This window comes from Halobacterium sp. CBA1126, assembly GCF_009741975.1.
Lineage (GTDB): Archaea > Halobacteriota > Halobacteria > Halobacteriales > Halobacteriaceae > Halobacterium.
In genome coordinates this window covers 1-15,156 of the sequence record NZ_WPCF01000061.1, presented here as the reverse complement: position 1 = coordinate 15,156, position 15,156 = coordinate 1, and the positions used below count along the sequence as shown (strand labels likewise).

The 15,156-nt window shown below is 70.4% G+C and carries 16 protein-coding genes, 1 tRNA gene and 4 pseudogenes; 10 read left to right on the top strand and 11 right to left on the bottom strand.

Annotated features, from left to right (window positions below):
* Positions 1 to 725: MoxR family ATPase (locus GJ634_RS09700; protein ID WP_157502509.1), on the bottom strand; the 725-nt coding region annotated here is incomplete at its 3' end.
* Positions 726 to 826: 101 nt separating this feature from the next.
* On the opposite strand from GJ634_RS09700, the gene GJ634_RS09695 reads away from it, so the two are divergent.
* Positions 827 to 911: transfer RNA gene (locus GJ634_RS09695), tRNA-Ser, on the top strand.
* 318 nt (positions 912 to 1,229) lie between these two features.
* On the opposite strand, the gene GJ634_RS09690 is transcribed toward GJ634_RS09695, so the two are convergent.
* Positions 1,230 to 2,765, bottom strand: coding sequence for a 2-isopropylmalate synthase (locus GJ634_RS09690; protein WP_157502507.1), 1,536 nt, complete (start codon positions 2,763 to 2,765; stop codon positions 1,230 to 1,232).
* 20 nt (positions 2,766 to 2,785) lie between these two features.
* Complete coding sequence (locus GJ634_RS16095; RefSeq protein WP_331714091.1) at positions 2,786 to 3,223, bottom strand: DUF192 domain-containing protein; 438 nt, start codon at positions 3,221 to 3,223, stop codon at positions 2,786 to 2,788.
* A 60-nt stretch (positions 3,224 to 3,283) separates the two neighbouring features.
* Here GJ634_RS16095 and GJ634_RS09680 point away from each other — a divergent pair, with 60 nt between their 5' ends.
* The 4 genes and pseudogenes from GJ634_RS09680 (at position 3,284) to GJ634_RS09665 (ending at position 6,778) form a co-directional block, all read left to right on the top strand.
* Positions 3,284 to 3,805 (top strand): hypothetical protein, encoded by a 522-nt coding sequence (locus GJ634_RS09680; RefSeq protein ID WP_331714090.1) that lies wholly within the window; start codon positions 3,284 to 3,286, stop codon positions 3,803 to 3,805.
* Between the two features lie 24 nt (positions 3,806 to 3,829).
* A complete protein-coding gene (locus GJ634_RS09675) occupies positions 3,830 to 4,267 on the top strand; it encodes a VOC family protein (RefSeq protein ID WP_157502505.1) in 438 nt (145 codons plus the stop codon).
* Positions 4,268 to 4,361: 94 nt separating this feature from the next.
* Positions 4,362 to 4,912 (top strand): annotated as a pseudogene (locus GJ634_RS09670) (GMP synthase subunit A).
* A gap of 4 nt (positions 4,913 to 4,916) precedes the next feature.
* Positions 4,917 to 6,778 (top strand): annotated as a pseudogene (locus tag GJ634_RS09665) (DUF2070 family protein).
* Between the two features lie 45 nt (positions 6,779 to 6,823).
* Here the strand turns inward: GJ634_RS09665 and GJ634_RS09660 are convergent.
* The 6 genes from GJ634_RS09660 to GJ634_RS09635 all read right to left on the bottom strand — a co-directional run bounded on the left by GJ634_RS09660 (position 6,824) and on the right by GJ634_RS09635 (position 9,163).
* Positions 6,824 to 7,075 (bottom strand): DUF3194 domain-containing protein, encoded by a 252-nt coding sequence (locus GJ634_RS09660; RefSeq protein ID WP_157502503.1) that lies wholly within the window; start codon positions 7,073 to 7,075, stop codon positions 6,824 to 6,826.
* 3 nt (positions 7,076 to 7,078) lie between these two features.
* Positions 7,079 to 7,459 carry a prefoldin subunit beta gene (locus GJ634_RS09655; protein ID WP_157502500.1) on the bottom strand — a complete coding sequence of 127 codons (381 nt, stop codon included), beginning with the start codon at positions 7,457 to 7,459 and terminating at the stop codon, positions 7,079 to 7,081.
* A 95-nt stretch (positions 7,460 to 7,554) separates the two neighbouring features.
* Positions 7,555 to 7,803, bottom strand: a complete 249-nt coding sequence (locus tag GJ634_RS09650; protein ID WP_331714089.1) for a KEOPS complex subunit Pcc1 — start codon at positions 7,801 to 7,803, stop codon at positions 7,555 to 7,557.
* Between the two features lie 2 nt (positions 7,804 to 7,805).
* Positions 7,806 to 7,940, bottom strand: coding sequence for a DNA-directed RNA polymerase subunit P (locus tag GJ634_RS09645; RefSeq protein WP_059055686.1), 135 nt, complete (start codon positions 7,938 to 7,940; stop codon positions 7,806 to 7,808).
* On the bottom strand, positions 7,940 to 8,254 hold the full coding sequence (locus GJ634_RS09640; protein ID WP_197425475.1) for a 50S ribosomal protein L37ae: 315 nt from the start codon (positions 8,252 to 8,254) through the stop codon (positions 7,940 to 7,942). Before GJ634_RS09640 ends, GJ634_RS09645 begins: the two co-directional genes overlap by 1 nt.
* Before the next feature lie 186 nt (positions 8,255 to 8,440).
* Positions 8,441 to 9,163, bottom strand: a complete 723-nt coding sequence (locus tag GJ634_RS09635) for a DUF2103 domain-containing protein (RefSeq protein WP_157502495.1) — start codon at positions 9,161 to 9,163, stop codon at positions 8,441 to 8,443.
* A 90-nt stretch (positions 9,164 to 9,253) separates the two neighbouring features.
* On the opposite strand from GJ634_RS09635, the gene GJ634_RS09630 reads away from it, so the two are divergent.
* Positions 9,254 to 9,655 (top strand): hypothetical protein, encoded by a 402-nt coding sequence (locus GJ634_RS09630; protein WP_157502493.1) that lies wholly within the window; start codon positions 9,254 to 9,256, stop codon positions 9,653 to 9,655.
* Between the two features lie 15 nt (positions 9,656 to 9,670).
* Here GJ634_RS09630 and truD read toward each other — a convergent pair whose 3' ends face one another.
* Both truD and pth2 read right to left on the bottom strand, forming a co-directional pair.
* Entirely contained in the window at positions 9,671 to 10,975 is a 1,305-nt protein-coding gene (truD, locus tag GJ634_RS09625; protein WP_157502491.1) for a tRNA pseudouridine(13) synthase TruD, read from the bottom strand.
* A 2-nt stretch (positions 10,976 to 10,977) separates the two neighbouring features.
* On the bottom strand, positions 10,978 to 11,316 hold the full coding sequence (pth2, locus tag GJ634_RS09620) for a peptidyl-tRNA hydrolase Pth2 (protein WP_157502490.1): 339 nt from the start codon (positions 11,314 to 11,316) through the stop codon (positions 10,978 to 10,980).
* Positions 11,317 to 11,417: 101 nt separating this feature from the next.
* Between pth2 and GJ634_RS09615 the strand changes: the two genes are divergently transcribed.
* From GJ634_RS09615 to GJ634_RS09595, 4 genes and pseudogenes are all read left to right on the top strand, one after another.
* Entirely contained in the window at positions 11,418 to 12,032 is a 615-nt protein-coding gene (locus GJ634_RS09615) for a YIP1 family protein (protein ID WP_157502489.1), read from the top strand.
* Between the two features lie 111 nt (positions 12,033 to 12,143).
* A pseudogene (gene dcd / locus GJ634_RS09610) lies at positions 12,144 to 12,497 on the top strand (dCTP deaminase); the annotation flags it as partial.
* Entirely contained in the window at positions 12,480 to 14,174 is a 1,695-nt protein-coding gene (locus GJ634_RS09605) for a dCTP deaminase domain-containing protein (RefSeq protein WP_394350883.1), read from the top strand. The pseudogene dcd and the gene GJ634_RS09605, both read left to right, overlap by 18 nt.
* Positions 14,171 to 15,049, top strand: a pseudogene (locus GJ634_RS09595) (thiamine-phosphate synthase family protein); the annotation flags it as partial. The gene GJ634_RS09605 and the pseudogene GJ634_RS09595, both read left to right, overlap by 4 nt.
* Positions 15,050 to 15,156: the final 107 nt, after the last annotated feature.

Sequence of the window (15,156 nt, the reverse complement as noted above, 5' to 3'; positions counted from 1 at the left end):
ACGCCGAGCGCGGCGCGGTCGCGGGTGTACCGCGCCAGCTCCGTGACGTACTCCTTCAGCGGGCGCTCGACCGTCACGCCCGCCGTCGCCGCGCGAGCGCGCCGGAGGTCCTCGACCGACGCCACCGCCTCGATGTCGTCGATGGGGTGGTCGCCGACCGCGCGGTCGAGCACCTCCACCTCCCGCTCGCGGTCCGGGTAGCCCAACTGGAGCTTCTTCATGAAGCGGTCCAGTTCCGCGACCGGGAGCTCGTACGCGCGGTCGCGCTCGACGGCGTTCTGGGTCGCCACCACGACGAACGGGTCCGGGAGCTGGCGGGTCTCGCCGTCCGCGGTCACCTGCGCCTCCTCCATCGCCTCCAGCAGCGCGGACTGGGTCTTCGGCGGCGCGCGGTTGATCTCGTCGGCGAGCAGCACGTTCGCGAACACGGGCCCGGGCTGGAACTCGAACTCGCGGGACTTCTCGTTGAACACGTGCGTCCCCAGCACGTCCGCCGGCAGCAGGTCCGGCGTGAACTGGATGCGGCTGAACTCCAGCCCGAGCGCCGTCGCCACGCTGCGCGCCGTCAGCGTCTTCCCCGTGCCGGGGACGTCCTCGAGGAGGACGTGACCGTCGGCGAGGAACCCGACGAGGACCGTCTCGAGGAACTCGCGGTCCGCGACGACCGCGCGCTCCACCTCGCTCAGGACCGCGTCGCACTCGTCACTCGCGGTAGTGACGTCCATACGCCTTCGTCCGCCCCGCCGCGTTTAGTGGTATCGGTTGACACGACCGCGCTCCCGCCAACCGTAATCCATAAATCCGACAACGGCGTTCGATAGGACGAGCCGAGGTAGCCTAGCCTGGCCAAGGCGGTTGCTTCGAGAGCAACTGTCCTCACGGACTCGAGCGTTCAAATCGCTCCCTCGGCGCTTCTCACTTACGTCACCGCCGAGCGACCGTACTGTCGCGAGGCGTGACGCGACCGTTCTGCTTCAGGCGAGTTCGACGTGTCCTCGAAAGCCCCGGCGCGCTCGGCGTCTGCGACTCGCTGCGCGCTTCCTTCACTCGCTGCGCTCGTTCAGTCCAGTGCTTGCGTCGTCTCGACTGCCGACCGCGCCGCCCCTTTCAGTCCCGGAAGACTCACCGCGTTCGTCTTCGACCTTCGCGAACGCGTAGCGTTCGCTCAGTCCCACCCCGTATGAGCGAAGGCGGCTACGTGCCGGCTGCGAAAATCAGCGGAGCGTCCGTCAGTCCGCGGTCGTCGCGGCTTCCTGCTTCGGGAGGAGCCGGTCGAGGGCCTCGACGACGGCGTTGACGCTGGCGGCGGTGATGTCGCTGTCGCTGGCGTCGACGGTGACCGTGTGGTCGCCGCGGGAGACGGTGACGTGGACGGTGACGACGGCGTCCGTGCCGCCGGTGATGGCGTCGACGTGGTACTCCTCGAGGTGGAAGGTGACGTCGCCGAGGGCGTCCCGGACGGCGGCCATCGCGGCGTCGACGGGGCCGCTGCCGGTGCCGGCGGCGCTGTGTTCTTCGTCGTCGACGCGGAGGCGGACCGACGCGGTGGGGGTGCCGCCGCCGCTCGCCGCGGTGAGGTCCAGGACTTCGACGCGGCGGTCGCGCTCGCCGCCCTGCACGTCGTCGGCGACCGCGAGCAGGTCGGCGTCGGTGACGCGCTTGCCGCGCTCGCCGAGTTCGTTCACGCGCTCGACGATGGCCGCGAGTTCGTCGTCGCTGACCTCGACGTCGTGTTCGGCGAGTGCGGCGCGGACGCCCGCGCGGCCGGCGTGCTTCCCGAGGACGAGGCGGCGCTCGCGGCCGACCGCCTCCGGGGAGTAGGGCTCGTACATGCGGTCGTCCTTGAGCGTGCCGTCGGTGTGGATGCCGGACTCGTGGGCGAACGCGTTCTCGCCGGAGACCGCCTTGTTCGGCGGGAGCGGGACGCCCGTCGCTTCGGCGACCGTCGACGCGAGGTCGTAGAGGCGTTCGGTGTCCAGCGGTTCGACGTCGTAGCAGTGCCAGAGCGCGACCGCGACCTCCTCGAGCGCGACGTTGCCGGCGCGCTCGCCGACGCCGTTGACGGTGGCGTGGACGAGGTCCGCGCCCGCGGAGACGCCCGCGAGCGCGTTCGTCACCGCGAGCCCGAGGTCGTCGTGGGTGTGGACGCTCACGGGGCCGTAGTCGGCGACGCGCTCCACGAGCTCGTAGACGCGCTCGGGGCTGGCGTGGCCGACGGTGTCCGCGACGCAGAACCGGTCGGCGCCGGTGGCCGCGCTCGCCTCCGCGAGGTCGTCGAGGAACGAGTCCTCGGCGCGGGAGCCGTCCTCGCCGATGACCTCCACCCAGAGGCCGTGGTCGGTCGCGTACTCCACGAGCTCGCGGGTGGTGTCGAGGACGTCCTCGCGGCTGGTGCCGACCTTGCCTTCGACGTGGCGGTCGCTGGCGGGGACGACGAGGTTCACGCCGTCGACGTCGCAGTCGAGGGCGAGTTCGACGTCCCGCTGGATGCCGCGGCAGAAGCTCGTCACCGTGGCGTCGAGGTCGAGGCCGGTGACGCGGCGGATGGTCTCTCGCTCGCCCGCGCTCGTGCACGCGCTGCCGGCTTCGACGACGGAGACGCCGGTGTCGTCGAGCTTGCGCGCGATTGTCGCCTTCTGGTCGGCGGACAGCGAGATGCCGGGGGCTTGTTCGCCGTCGCGCAGCGTGGTGTCGAGGAACTGTACGTCGGGTGCGCCGCCGTCGAGAGCGGCAGGGAAACTAGTGCCGGAGAATTTCTCGGCCAGCCGCCGTGAGGCGACTTACTCTATCCTCCGTGCCGGTGTGTTCCGACATGGTGTACGTATGGTGGCGTGCCCCACACGCTTGAATGTGTGGGGTGTAACAGTTGTTGCCTGTCACGGCGCCAGCCAGACGCGGTCGCCGACGCGACGTCGCTGGCCGCGCCCGCCGGGAGTTCGACGAGCGCGTCGCAGCGCGCCTCGCCGCGGCCGGTCCACGCCGAGAGCCGTTCGACGCGCTGGACTTCCTCGTTCTCGACCCAGATTGCGTCGATGTCGAACGGCACGAACAGCATGTGGACGTCGCGGCTGGCGGCGCCGTCGAAGTCGAAGACGAGCGCGTAGTCGTCGGGAATCGACCGCCGGAACATCAGGCCGCGGGTCTGCGCGAACAGCGAGTCGGCGACGTCGACGTCGCCGGCGAGCGTGCGCGCGTCGCCGTCGCGCTCGTGGCGGAGGTGCACACCCGGAGTCGGCGGCGGGCAGCGAAAAGCGTTACCCCGTCCGGTCGCTACCCCCGAGGCGTGAAGAAGACGCCCACGGGGACCGCGGTCGGGGTCGACGACCCGTACGACCACGCGGGCGTCTGCGACTACGCGACCGACGACGGGAAGTGCCGGTACGCGTTCGACCACGGCCAGCACGACCCCGAGTTCGCGGCCGAGCGCCGCGCCGACGACTTCGCGTGCCCGGTCGCGGACGGCGACTGGGAGTGGGCGGACTGCCCGCACTACCGCTGCCGCCAGCGCGACCGGGAGTGCGCGCGCTGCGGGCTCGCGGAGCGCCGGCAGGCCCACGACGACGAGCGCCCGCTCCTCGAGGAACACCACCTCGCGTACGACGACAGCGAGGACGTCGGCCACGAGATTACGGTGTTCCTCTGCCGGTGGTGTCACGCGAAGGTCCACGACTCGTGGGCGAGCATCGACGACGACGCCAGCCCGGACCCGGAGGCCGTCGCGGCCGCGGAGGGCCGGCGCAGCGAGGAGCAGTCCGAGCTCGCCTTCGACACGGCGGCCGAGCGCTACGACGACCCCGACGGCTAACTGCCTGCGCGCCGAACGTGTGGTATGAACGACACGCCGTTCCACCTCGGCCACGTCCACCTCAAGGTCCGGGACCTCGACCGCGCGGTCGCGTTCTACGGGGACGTCTTCGACCTCGAACTCGCGGAGACTGAGGGCCGGTTCGCGTTCCTCTCGTGGGGCGCCCACCACCACGACGTCGCGCTGCAGGCCGTCGGCGCGGACGCCCCCGACTCGGGCCGCGGGGTCGGCCTCTACCACGCCGCAATCGAGGTCGACGCGGAGGACGCGCTCGGCGACGTCTACGACGAGCTCTGCGAGCGCGGCGTCCCCGCCACGCCCGTCGACCACGGCATCAGCAAGGCGCTGTACTTCTCGGACCCCGCGGGCAACGGCCTCGAAGCGTACGTCGACACGCGCGAGGACCGCAATCTCGCCGAGTGGGAGGGAGAGAACCGGCGCTTCGACCCGGCGACGCTCTGACGCGGCGCTTGCCGACCGAGCGGGGCGGTCCCGCGCTCGTCGCGCCGCGACCGAACGAGTGGGTTTTTACTCGCGAATCGCCTACCCCGGCGTAATGACACGCATCCTCGTCGTCGACAACCACGGTCAGTTCACCCACCTGGAGCACCGGATGCTCCGGGACATGGACGGGGTGGAGACCGAGACCGTCGACAACACGACGCCGGCGGCGGACCTCGACGCCGACGGCCTCGTGCTCTCCGGCGGCCCGGACATGGACGACGTCGGGAACTGCGCGGACTACCTCGACCTCGGCGTCCCCGTGCTCGGCATCTGTCTGGGCATGCAGTTCATCGCCACCGAACTCGGCGGCCGCGTCGAGTCCGGCGACTACGGCGCTACGCCGACGTCGACGTCGAGATTCTCGACGACGACGACCCGCTGGTCGGGTCGCTCTCGCCCGAGACCCGCGTCTGGGCGAGCCACGCCGACGAGGTCGTCGAGGTGCCCGCGGGGTTCGAGCGCACCGCCCGCAGCGACATCTGCGGCGTCGAGGCCATCTCGGACGCCGACCGCGACCTCTACGGCGTCCAGTGGCACCCCGAGGTCGCGCACACCGAGGAGGGCGAGGCGGTCTTCGAGAACTTCGTGCGGGTCTGCGAGTAGGCCGATGACGGAGACGCAGGGCGAACTGGCGAGCCTCTCGAAGTACATCTTCCGCGCGCCGCAGTGGTACACGAGCGTCGCGCTCTCGCTGGTCATCGCCGCGCTGGCCGGCATCGCGGCCTTCGACAGCCAGTACGTGCTCGAGGACGCGTGGCAGGGCGTGTTCTTCATCGGCGTGCCGACCGTGGTCGCGAGCCTCGGCACCACGCCAGTCGACCGCTACTTCGGCGGCCAGCTCACGTACAGCCGGTCGTCACTGCTGGCGTTCGCCTGCGAGGTCGTGGTCGTGGTCGTGCTCGTGGCCGCCGGCGTCGTCGCGACGCTCACCGGCCGGTTCGGCCAGAACTTCGTCTTCGACGCGCTCATCGCCGCGCTCGGCCTCGTCTTCGCCATCCGGTTCCTCGTCGTGCTCGCGGTCTCCCGGGACTCGCCGCTGGTCGCCGCCGTTCCCGCGAGCATCCAGACCGCGACCGCCGGCGTGCTGTTGTTCGTCTACAGCGGCACGATGAACTATCTCACCACGGGCGGCCGCCTCGTGAACGCCTTCCTCTCCCGGCCCACCGAGGCCCCGCCCGAGATTCAGTACGCGTTCGCCCCCCGGGACTTCGTGCTGCTCGCGGGGCTGACCGCGCTGTACGGCGTCGCCGCCTACGGGTTCGTCCTCGCCATCGACCGCCCGTGGAAGCGCAGCCTCGACGTCAGCGTCCTCGACTTCGTCAGCGGGTTCATCGGCCACATCGCCGAGGGCACCCGCGAGCTCGAGGACTTCTTCGAGCAGATCGGCGAGGAGGCCGTCGTCCCCGTGACCGTGCTGGCGTTCCGGAACGCGACGACGGCGAGGAGAAGGCGCGGTTCGTGCTGCCGATGATCCACCCCGGGCCGATGGGCGAAATCGGCGGCGGGAACCTCCCGCAGCGGGTCGCCGAGTCCGCCACGGGGCTGGCGTTCCCGCCCCACGCCACCGCCGGCCACGACTTCAACCTCGTCACCGAGCGGGAGGTCGACACGCTCGTCGACGCCGCCAACAGCGCCCACGACTCCATCGACTACTGCGACACCGCGACCGCCGCGGTCCGCGCCCAGGAGGGCGAGGCGAAGCTGCTCGGGCAGTCGTTCGGCGACGACGCGCTGCTCGTCTCCACGTTCTCCCCGGAGTTCGCCGACGACGTCGAGTACGCGGTCGGCCTCGCCGCGACCGCGGAAGCCCGCGTCGAGGGGATGGACGACGTGCTGCTGGCGGACGCCCACAACTGCAACAACGGCCTCCAGGGCGACGACCTCGGGCACGTCTACCCGGGGAGCAAGCGCTCGTTCGACATGATTCGGGCCGCCGGAGAGGCCGCGCGACGCCTCCAAGACGCCGACGAGGGGCCGCTGGAGCTCGGCGTCGCGTGGGACCGCACCCCGTGGCGCCCCGAGGACGGCATCGGCCCGCTCGGCGTCCGCGTCGCCGTCCTCGATGCGGGCGGCGACCGAACCGCCTACGTCCTCGTCGACGGGAACAACATGGAACCCGGGCTCCGGGAGACCATCGTCGACGCCCTCGACGTCGACCACGCCGAGGTGATGACCACGGACACCCACATCGTGAACACCGTCGAGTCCACGAACCAGGTCGGCGCCGCCCTCGACTGGGACGAACTCGTCGCGCTCGTCGTCGACCTCACCGAGGAAGCGGTCGCGGACCTCGAACCCGTCGAAGCGGGCATGGCGAGCGAGCGCGCGGAGGTCACCGTCTTCGGCAACGACCGCACGGAGACGCTCGCGAGCCACGCCAACGCCGTCATCGCGATGGGCGGCGCCATCGCGGGGCTGGCGGTGCTCGCCACCGTCGCCATCAGCGTCCTCGTCTTCTTCCTGACGTAGCCGCCGCTGTGGGGTCGTGGCTTCCGGAGAACGGACGGAACCGCGTTACTCGTCCGCGAACAGGTCGTCGACGGCGGAGCGCGCGGCGAGCGCGGCGTCCTCCGCGACCTGTTCGACGTCAGCGTCGGCGTCCGGCGCGTGGACGTAGACGTCCACGTCGAGTACGCCGTCCTCGAACGTCACGGTGACGTCGAGGTCGTCGACGTCGCCCGTCGCCAGCCGCGAGAACACGAGGCCTTCCGCGGCCTCCGCGGCGGCCTCGACGACCTCCTCGTCGGACGGCTCGTCAGTCGCCATCAGTTACGCGCTCGGGCCGCCCATCGGACCGCCGCCGCCGGCACCGCCGAGCATCTCCTGGAGCTCCTCCTGGAGGTCCTCGAACTGCTCCTGGACGCGCTCCTCCTGCTTCGTGAGGCTGTCGACGCGGACTTCGAGGTTGTCGACCTTCTCCTCGAGGTCGTCGGCGGCGTCGTCGTAGTCCGTCTCCACGAGGAGCTCGCCGACCTCGCGGTACATCGTCGCGTCCTCGTCGATGTCGTCGAGGGCGTCGAGGGCGGTCTCGGCCTCCGAGAGCTGCGTCTCGGCCTGCTGCTTCTGGGCCGCGACCGTCTGGGCTTTCTCCTGAAGGTCCTGTAGCTGCTCGAGCTTCTCCTGTGCTTCCGGCGGCAGATTGCCCTGCATACCTCTGGGGAGACGCGCCCGACAGAAAAACCCCCGTATTACGCTCCGCGAGGCCGGCACGCCCCGAAGCCCGGATATTCCGCGAGTCAGCCCCGCTAGCCGCCGGCATCGTCCGCCACGCGCTCGGCGACCTCGAGGAGGGTCAGCCACGTGTTCGTCCCGGCGCGCAGCGCGGTCAGGTCCGCCGCGTCGACGGTCACCGTGACGGTCGCGCCGTCCCGGTCGACGGCCGCTCCGCTGCGGTCGCCGTCGATGTCGCCAGCCTCGACCGCGACGCTGCGCGCGACGGTGCGAGCGACCGCGGGCGAACCGTACTCGAAAACCAGTTCCGTGCCGTGGGCCACCGTTACCGGACGTCGACTTCCTTCACGTCGCGGCTCCGCTCTTTCAGCAGGACGCGGTGCCCGCAGTACGGACACCGGACCCCGCCGTACTCGTCGAGCTCGACGTCGCGCTTACAGCGGGAGCACTTGTACGCCATTATTCCTCGACGGCTTCGACGTCGGCGTCCACTTCGACGTCCTCCTCGCCCTCGCTGAGCGCCGCGCGGATGGACCGCGTGACGGCGCGTCCGCCCGGCGTCGCGGGCTTGTACGCGCCGCCGGCGAACTTGTGGTCGCACTTCGCGCACTGCCAGATGCCGGTCCCCTGTCGGGAGACGGCGTCCGATCCGCAGTCCGGACAGGTGTGGTCGTCGTTCATCTCGTCCTCGATTTCGGAGACGCGACGCCGAGAGACGCGGCCGTAGCGCGCGCCGAATCGGCCGGCGCTCCCCGTGGAGCCCTTCTTAGCCATAGTGGACGCTTCTACCCTCGGGGCGCACATGAACGCTACGGTTCGAGCGTGCCCGAGCGAAGCGAGGGCACGTTGTTGCGAACGGCGAACGGAGTGAGCCGTGAGCCGCGTTGCCGAGCGAAGCCACGTTCGAGTGAGCGGGGAGCGGAGCGACCCGCGAACTGCGTCCCTCCTCACCTGACGCCCCTACTCTCTGAGGTCTTCGTCGTCGAGAGCGTCGTTGAGGTCCGCGCGGACGCGCTCCCCGGTGTCGCGGTCCATCGCGGTGGTGACGACGCGGTTCTCCTGGACGCTGGAGCCGTCCCGAATCAGCAGGCGGAGGTTGCCGTTGTCGTCGGCGCGCGTGACCTTCGCGCGGACGCCGGTCCGCGAGCCGGAGCCGCCGGCGTCGATGGGCCCGGGAATCACCTTCTTCACGTTCGGGTGGTCGGCGACCGTGCGAATCGCGCGCCGGCCGTCGCGGTTGCCGATGAGCGTGGAGTGGCGGCCGCCGATCTTCTCGCTAGCGGGTTCGTCGACGACATCGAGCGAGCGGTCGCCGCGGCGGTCGACGACCGACTCCACGGGGTTCTCGCGGGGGACGCGGTAGACCTCGTAGTGGAGGTCGCCGCGGACCGCGGAGATGACGTCGTGGTCGCCCGCGACGAAGACGTCCTCGGGGCGCTTGCGCCGGATCTCGTCGGCGACGCGGCCGGCGAAGTTCCGGAGTTCGACGACGCCGGTCTCGCCGCCCTCCTCGGGGACGGTGGTGACGTCCGTCCGGCCGACGACCTCCTCGCCGTCGAGGAAGGTGAGGGTGGCGTGGTCGCGGTCGCAGGCGGCGACGACGGCGTCGCAGTTGGCGGTGTCGCAGACCAGGCAGTAGTCGCCCGGCTTCCGCAGGGGGGTGCCACACCGCCGACAGTCCATACCGGGGCGAGGGCTGCCGTGCGCAAAAGCCCCGTGTTTCCCGCGGCTGGCTCCCCCAGCCTTTTCTTTCGCGCGTCAGACACGAACGCCATGGACATCGAATCGAGCGCGAAGCGGATTCGCGAGACGCTCGGCGCGCAGCTCGGCGACGACCTGTACGCAGTCGGGTGGTACGACCGCGACGGGGACCCCCGGACGGGGGTCGCGTACATGAACGACCGGTTCACGGAGTCCGTCTCGGCGGACGGCGACGCGCACACGATTCTCGACGACGCGCTGCTCGGGCGGTTCGGGCCGTCGACGCACGGCATGCTGGGCGAACCGGCGGTGGCGTCGTCGACGATCTACGAGCGCTTCGTGGACGTCCACGTCTACTTCGGCGGGGACCGCGGCGTCGTCGTCGCGCTGAACCGGGACGCCGACGCGTCGACCGACCGCATCGTCGAGACGGCGCGCGACCACGCTCCCGACGACGGCGACGCGGCGGACTGATTACGAGAGCGGCTGTTACAGGTCCAGGGGGCTAGTCTTCAGGTACTCGCGCAGGACGACCGTCGCGTAGCTGCCCGAGGGGAGCGCGAACTCGAAGGTGAGCGGGTCGCGCTCGACGCTGAGGTCGGGGCGCAGTAGAATCGCGCGCCGCGTCCCCTCGCTCGCCCAGTCGTCCGGGAGGTCGAAGTCCGCGGGTTCGAGGTCGAGTTCGCCGAGCACCGCGCGCTCTATCTCTCCCGGTTCGCCGTCCGCGAGCTCGGTCTCGGTGCCGACGAGCGGCGCCGTGACGAACGCCCGGCCGCGGGCGCAGTGGCGCGCCATCACGTCCACGCGGTCGGCGGTGACGCGCTGCTGGCGGCTCGAATCCGGGCGGGCGACGCCCTCGGGCGCGTCGGACTCCGCGAACCACACGACGTCGCCCTCGACGGGCTCGTGGAACGGCAGCCCGCGCTCCATGCGCTCGGCGAGCACGCGGTTGAACGCGTACGACTGGGCCGCGTGGACGAACAGCCGCTGGAGGTTCGACGGGAACGTCTCCACGGCGTCCCGGAAGCTCCCGCCGTCCGCGAGCTCGTGGAGCATCGTGCGCTCGTAGCGCAGCCGGTTCGGGAACTCCTCGAGGGCCGCCTCCCAGTCGCGGGTGTCCTCGACGAACCGCCGCGCGCGGCTGCTGTCCGCGGGCTCGTGCTCGCTGGGCGCGCCGAGGTACGCCATCGCCGCGCCCTCCCAGTCGCCGCGCAAGATGGCGAGCCCGACCTCGTGGGTGACGGGGCGCTTGCTGCCGAAGCGCTGCTGGCCGAAGAAATTCGGCACGCCGGGCTCGCCGCCGCCGAACGCAGCGAGGTCCGCGGTGACGGCGTCGGCCTGCTCGGGGTCGTCGGGGTCGCGGACGACGACGCGGAACTCGTTGCCCGCGAGGTCGCCGAACTCCAGCCCGCGGCCCGCGCGCCCCACGACCTCGACGTCCGCGTCCGAAATCTCGGGGACGTCTTCGGGGTCGAGGTCGCGGACGGCGAACAGCTGGGTGGTGACCGCGTGGCGGTCCTTCGTCCCCGCCCACGTGACGCGCTCGCGGCTCATCCCGAGGCGGTTCGCGAACTCGCGGGCGAAGTCGTTGGTGTCCCACGACGTCAGCGTCGCGCGCACCACGAGCCACGGGTAGTCGCCGGGGTCGGCGTCGACGGGCTGGGTGTCGAACGTCTCGATTTCGGTGACGCGGAAGTCCGACGGCGACTCGCGGAGCCGGCCGCCGGTGCCGTCGCTGTCGCTGGCGTAGTACCGCATGCCGACCGCGCGTTCGAGTTCGTGGGCGTCCCGCATCGTCAGAACAGCGGGAGGTCGCCGGTAATCTCGTCCACGTCCGCGTCCGCCGCGGGCCCGACCGCGACCGCCGTCGGCGTCCCCGGTTCGAGTTGCGTGTGGCCGGCGTCCTCGACGACCGCCGACGGCAGCCCCTTCGCCTTCGCCTCCTCCGAAATCTGGTAGAGCTCGCGCTCGCCGCTGGCCTTCACGACGACCTTCTTCTGGCCCTGCTGTTTCCACTGCCGCTGGGCGCGCTCGTCGGCGTACTCGTAGGCTTTCAGGGAGGCGTGCGCGACCTGCGCGGCGAGCTTCCCCTGCCCCATCCCGACGTCGGTCCGGGCGGCGATGACCTGCTTCATACCCCGGCGTAGCGGCGGCGCGGGCAAAGCGTTGGCTACTCGGCGCAGCCCCGCCGCGGGCACCACCAGACCTATGCGACTGCCTCGAACAGCAGTCGGGCATGGCACCCCGCACGCCACTCCTCCACCCACGTCAGTACTTCCGAGCGCGCGGGTTCGAGTTCGGACCCGCCATCGGTGCCGTCTGCGCTGCCACCCTCTCGCTGGTCGTCGCGCTCCTCGCGTTCGCCGTCATGCTCACCAATCGCCTCGCGGACGCCGGGCACGGAGACGCCTCGTCGGCCGCCTGGGGCGTGCTCGTCGGCCAACTCGCCGGCACCGTCGTCGCGATGCTGATCGGTTGGGTGCTCGCCGCCGGCGTCATCCACCTGCTCACGCGCGCACTCGTCAGTCACGACGGCACGTTTGGGGACACGATGGTCGTCGCCGGCTGGGCGACCGCGCCGACGGTCCTCACCACGCTCGTCGCGTTCGCGTTCCTCGCCGTCGCACTCGACGGCGCGTCGCTCTCGAGTCCGCAGGCATTCGCCGAGTCGTTCCAGGCGAACTTCGCGGCTACCGACGGCGCTCGCGCGCTACTCTCGTTCGCGGTCGCCTGCTGGCAGACGTACTTCTACGGGAACGCCCTCGCAGTCGAGTTCGACGACGACTCCGGCGCCACGTGGCTTGTTGGCGGCGTCGTCGCGTTCGTCGGCTGGGTCATCAGCATCGCCTGACCGTCGCACTCGCTCGCGGGAATCCACCGCCATCACGCCCCACCATCTCTCTCATCACGCCGCCCGCGGCTCGTTCTGAAACCTTTAGGCCCCCGGGCACCACCCACCGGTATGATACTCTCCGACCGGGACATCCTCGACCGACTGGCCGAGGGTGACCTCGTCGTCGAACCGCTCGACGACGTCGACCTGCAGGTCCAGCCCGCGAGCGTCGACGTCCGGCTCGGCCGGCGCTTCCTCGAGTTCGAGCGCGCGAACGTCCCCTGCATCCACCCGAACCGCGAGGAGGAAGTCGAGGACTACGTCACCGAGACCGTCGTCGAGGACGGCGACGAGTTCATCCTCCACCCCGGGGACTTCGTGCTCGGCACCACGAAAGAGCGCGTGGAGGTGCCGCCGGACCTCGTCGCGCAGGTCGAAGGGCGGTCGTCGCTCGGCCGGCTCGCCGTGGTCGTGCACGCGTCGCTTCCAGCCGACGAACAGCTGTTCCTCTGGACCCCGGAGGACGGCTTCGGATTCCACCAGATTGGGGACGTCGTCGAGAACGAAGCCGCTGCCCACGCCGTCTCGTTCGACCCCGAGACGTTGAGCGTACGTACGTTCCCGGTGACGGACTTCATCACGAACCCCGCGAAACGCATCTACCGAGTGACGCTCGACTCGGGCCGGTCTGTCCTCGTGACGAAAGACCACAACGTGTTCACACTCGACGAACACGGGCAAGTCACGCGCGTCGCCAGCGAGGACGCGGAAGGCGAGCACGTCATGGTTCCGGGGACACTCCCGGAGGCAAGCCCACCGACGCTCGAACTCGACCTCGTGGACATGTTCCGCGGGGACGGCGAGGTCGTTGCCTACGCGACAGACGGTGTCGGACAAGTCGACTGGTCCGACGTGCAGGCCAGTACTCGCCGCCACTACCAATCACGGAACAGCGCACCGCTGAACGCGGTTTCGTCCGCGTCTCTCCCAGAAGAAGCCGAAGTCGCGTTCAAGCAGAGCGACGCGCGGCTTCCACGGACGATTCCGGTCACTCGGGAACTCGGGTGGATTCTCGGGTTCTACGTCGCCGAAGGGTACGCTCGCAGGAAGCAGGTGGTCTTCACGCAGAACGACCGCGAGCGCCTCGAACGCGTCGCCGATTGGTTCCGCCAGTACGACACGTCGCTGTCGTGGAACGAGACCCCAGACGGAATCCACCAACTCACCGTCTGTTCCGCGCTCTGGTCGAAACTGTTCCGGGAGCTCGCCGGCAGCGGCGGAGAGAAGAACGTCCCGGACCGGACGTGGAACTGGCCCGACGTCGTCCTCGAAGCATTCCTCGACGGGCTGCTGGATGGTGACGGTCACCGCCGCGACGCCCGAGACACGCTCTACACGGCCAACGAGTCGCTGGCCGACCGGGCGACCTATCTCGGGTCTCGACTCGGTTATCTCACGTCGACGTACCACCGCCGCCGAGACCAGTACATCGAACCGACGGACGTCGACCACGAGGGCGATGAGTGGTCCGTGGACTTCTACGAGGACGCACACAAGCGCGGGCAGTACGTCCCGAACCCGTCCGAACTACTTCGCGACCTCCGAGACGAGGCGGGACTGCGTATGTCTGATGTCGCCGAGGAAGCCGGCTACTCGTCGAAGTCCAGCATCTCGAACATCGAGAATCGAGAGTACGAGACGGTGCGGCGCGACTCGCTCGAGCGGCTCCGTGAGTGTTACGCGAGCCACGGCGTCGACACGTCTCGGCTCGATCAGATTCTCGACGGCGAGGTCGTGTTCGACCGCGTCGAATCCGTCGAGGACACCGGACGGGTCGAGACGACGTACGACCTCGAAGTCCAACCAGGCGGCCGGCAGGTAGAGAACTTCCTCGGCGGGTTCGGCGGGATCTTCCTCTCGAATACGGCCGGGTTCATCGACCCCGGGTTCGAGGGCCGGGTCACCCTCGAGCTCTCGAATCTCGGGAAAGTCCCGGTCGCGCTCACGCCTGACATGCGCATCAGTCAGCTCGTGTTCACGGAGCTCGCGAGCCCCGCAGAGCGGCCGTACGGCGCCGAGCGCGGGTCGAAGTACCAGGACCAGGACGGCCCGCAGGCCAGCCGCATCCGCGGGGACCGCGAGTTCGGGGGCGACCAATGAGGTTCATCGAGGAGGTCGTCGTCGAGGAGTTCCTGCCGACGTTCCGGTCGCTGCTCGCCGCGGACCTCCGCGACCGCGGGCTCACCCAGCACGAGGTCGCGGAACTGCTCGGGGTCAGCCAGTCCGCGGTCTCGAAGTACGCCCACGGAGAGGTGACGGTCAACGACGCGGTCGCCGACGACGAGCGCGTCCGCGAGACCGTCGAGCGCGTCGGCGAGGGGCTGGCGAGCGGCGACATGTCGCAGGTGCAGGCGCTCGTCGAAGCGGAGGTCCTGATTCGCCGGCTGTCGGCCCGCGGGGACGTCGTCGCGGAGCTCCACGAGGACGCGATGCCCGAGCTCGCGGAGTACGAGGGCGACTTCCGCGTCCACGACCCCGAGAGCGAGGTGCGCGTCCGCGAGCGCGTGCTCTCGTCGGTGCGGCGGGGCGTCCGCATCCTCGAACACGCCAGCGGGTTCGCGACGCTCATCCCCGCGGTCGGCTCGAACCTCGTGGAGTGCACGCCCGACGCCGCCGGCGTCGAGGACGTGGCGGGGGTCCCCGGCCGGATTCTGGACGTGATGGGGCGCACCGAGATTCCCGCCGACCCCGAGTTCGGCGTCAGCGTGCACGTCGCTTCGGTCCTGCTCGGCGCGCGGGAGGCCGGCAGCGAGGCCCGCGCGTGCCTGAACGTCCACTACGAGCCTGACGTCGTCGAGGAACTGGACGCGCTCGGCTACGAGACCGTCGAGTTCGACCCGGAGGGGGAGTCGTCCGCGGAAGCCCTCAAGCCCGCAATTGCGGACCATCCGGAGGCGGACGTGCTCTACCAGACCGGCGGCTTCGGCGTCGAACCCATCGTCTACTTGCTCGCGGACAGCGCGCCCGAGGCCGCGAGATGGCCCGGGAATTACTGTAGGGGCGCGGTCGCCAAGCCCGCCGGGCCGCCGTCGAGGCGCGCGCGGACGCCGCTGCCCGCGCGGTCGAAGACGGGGTCGGCGTC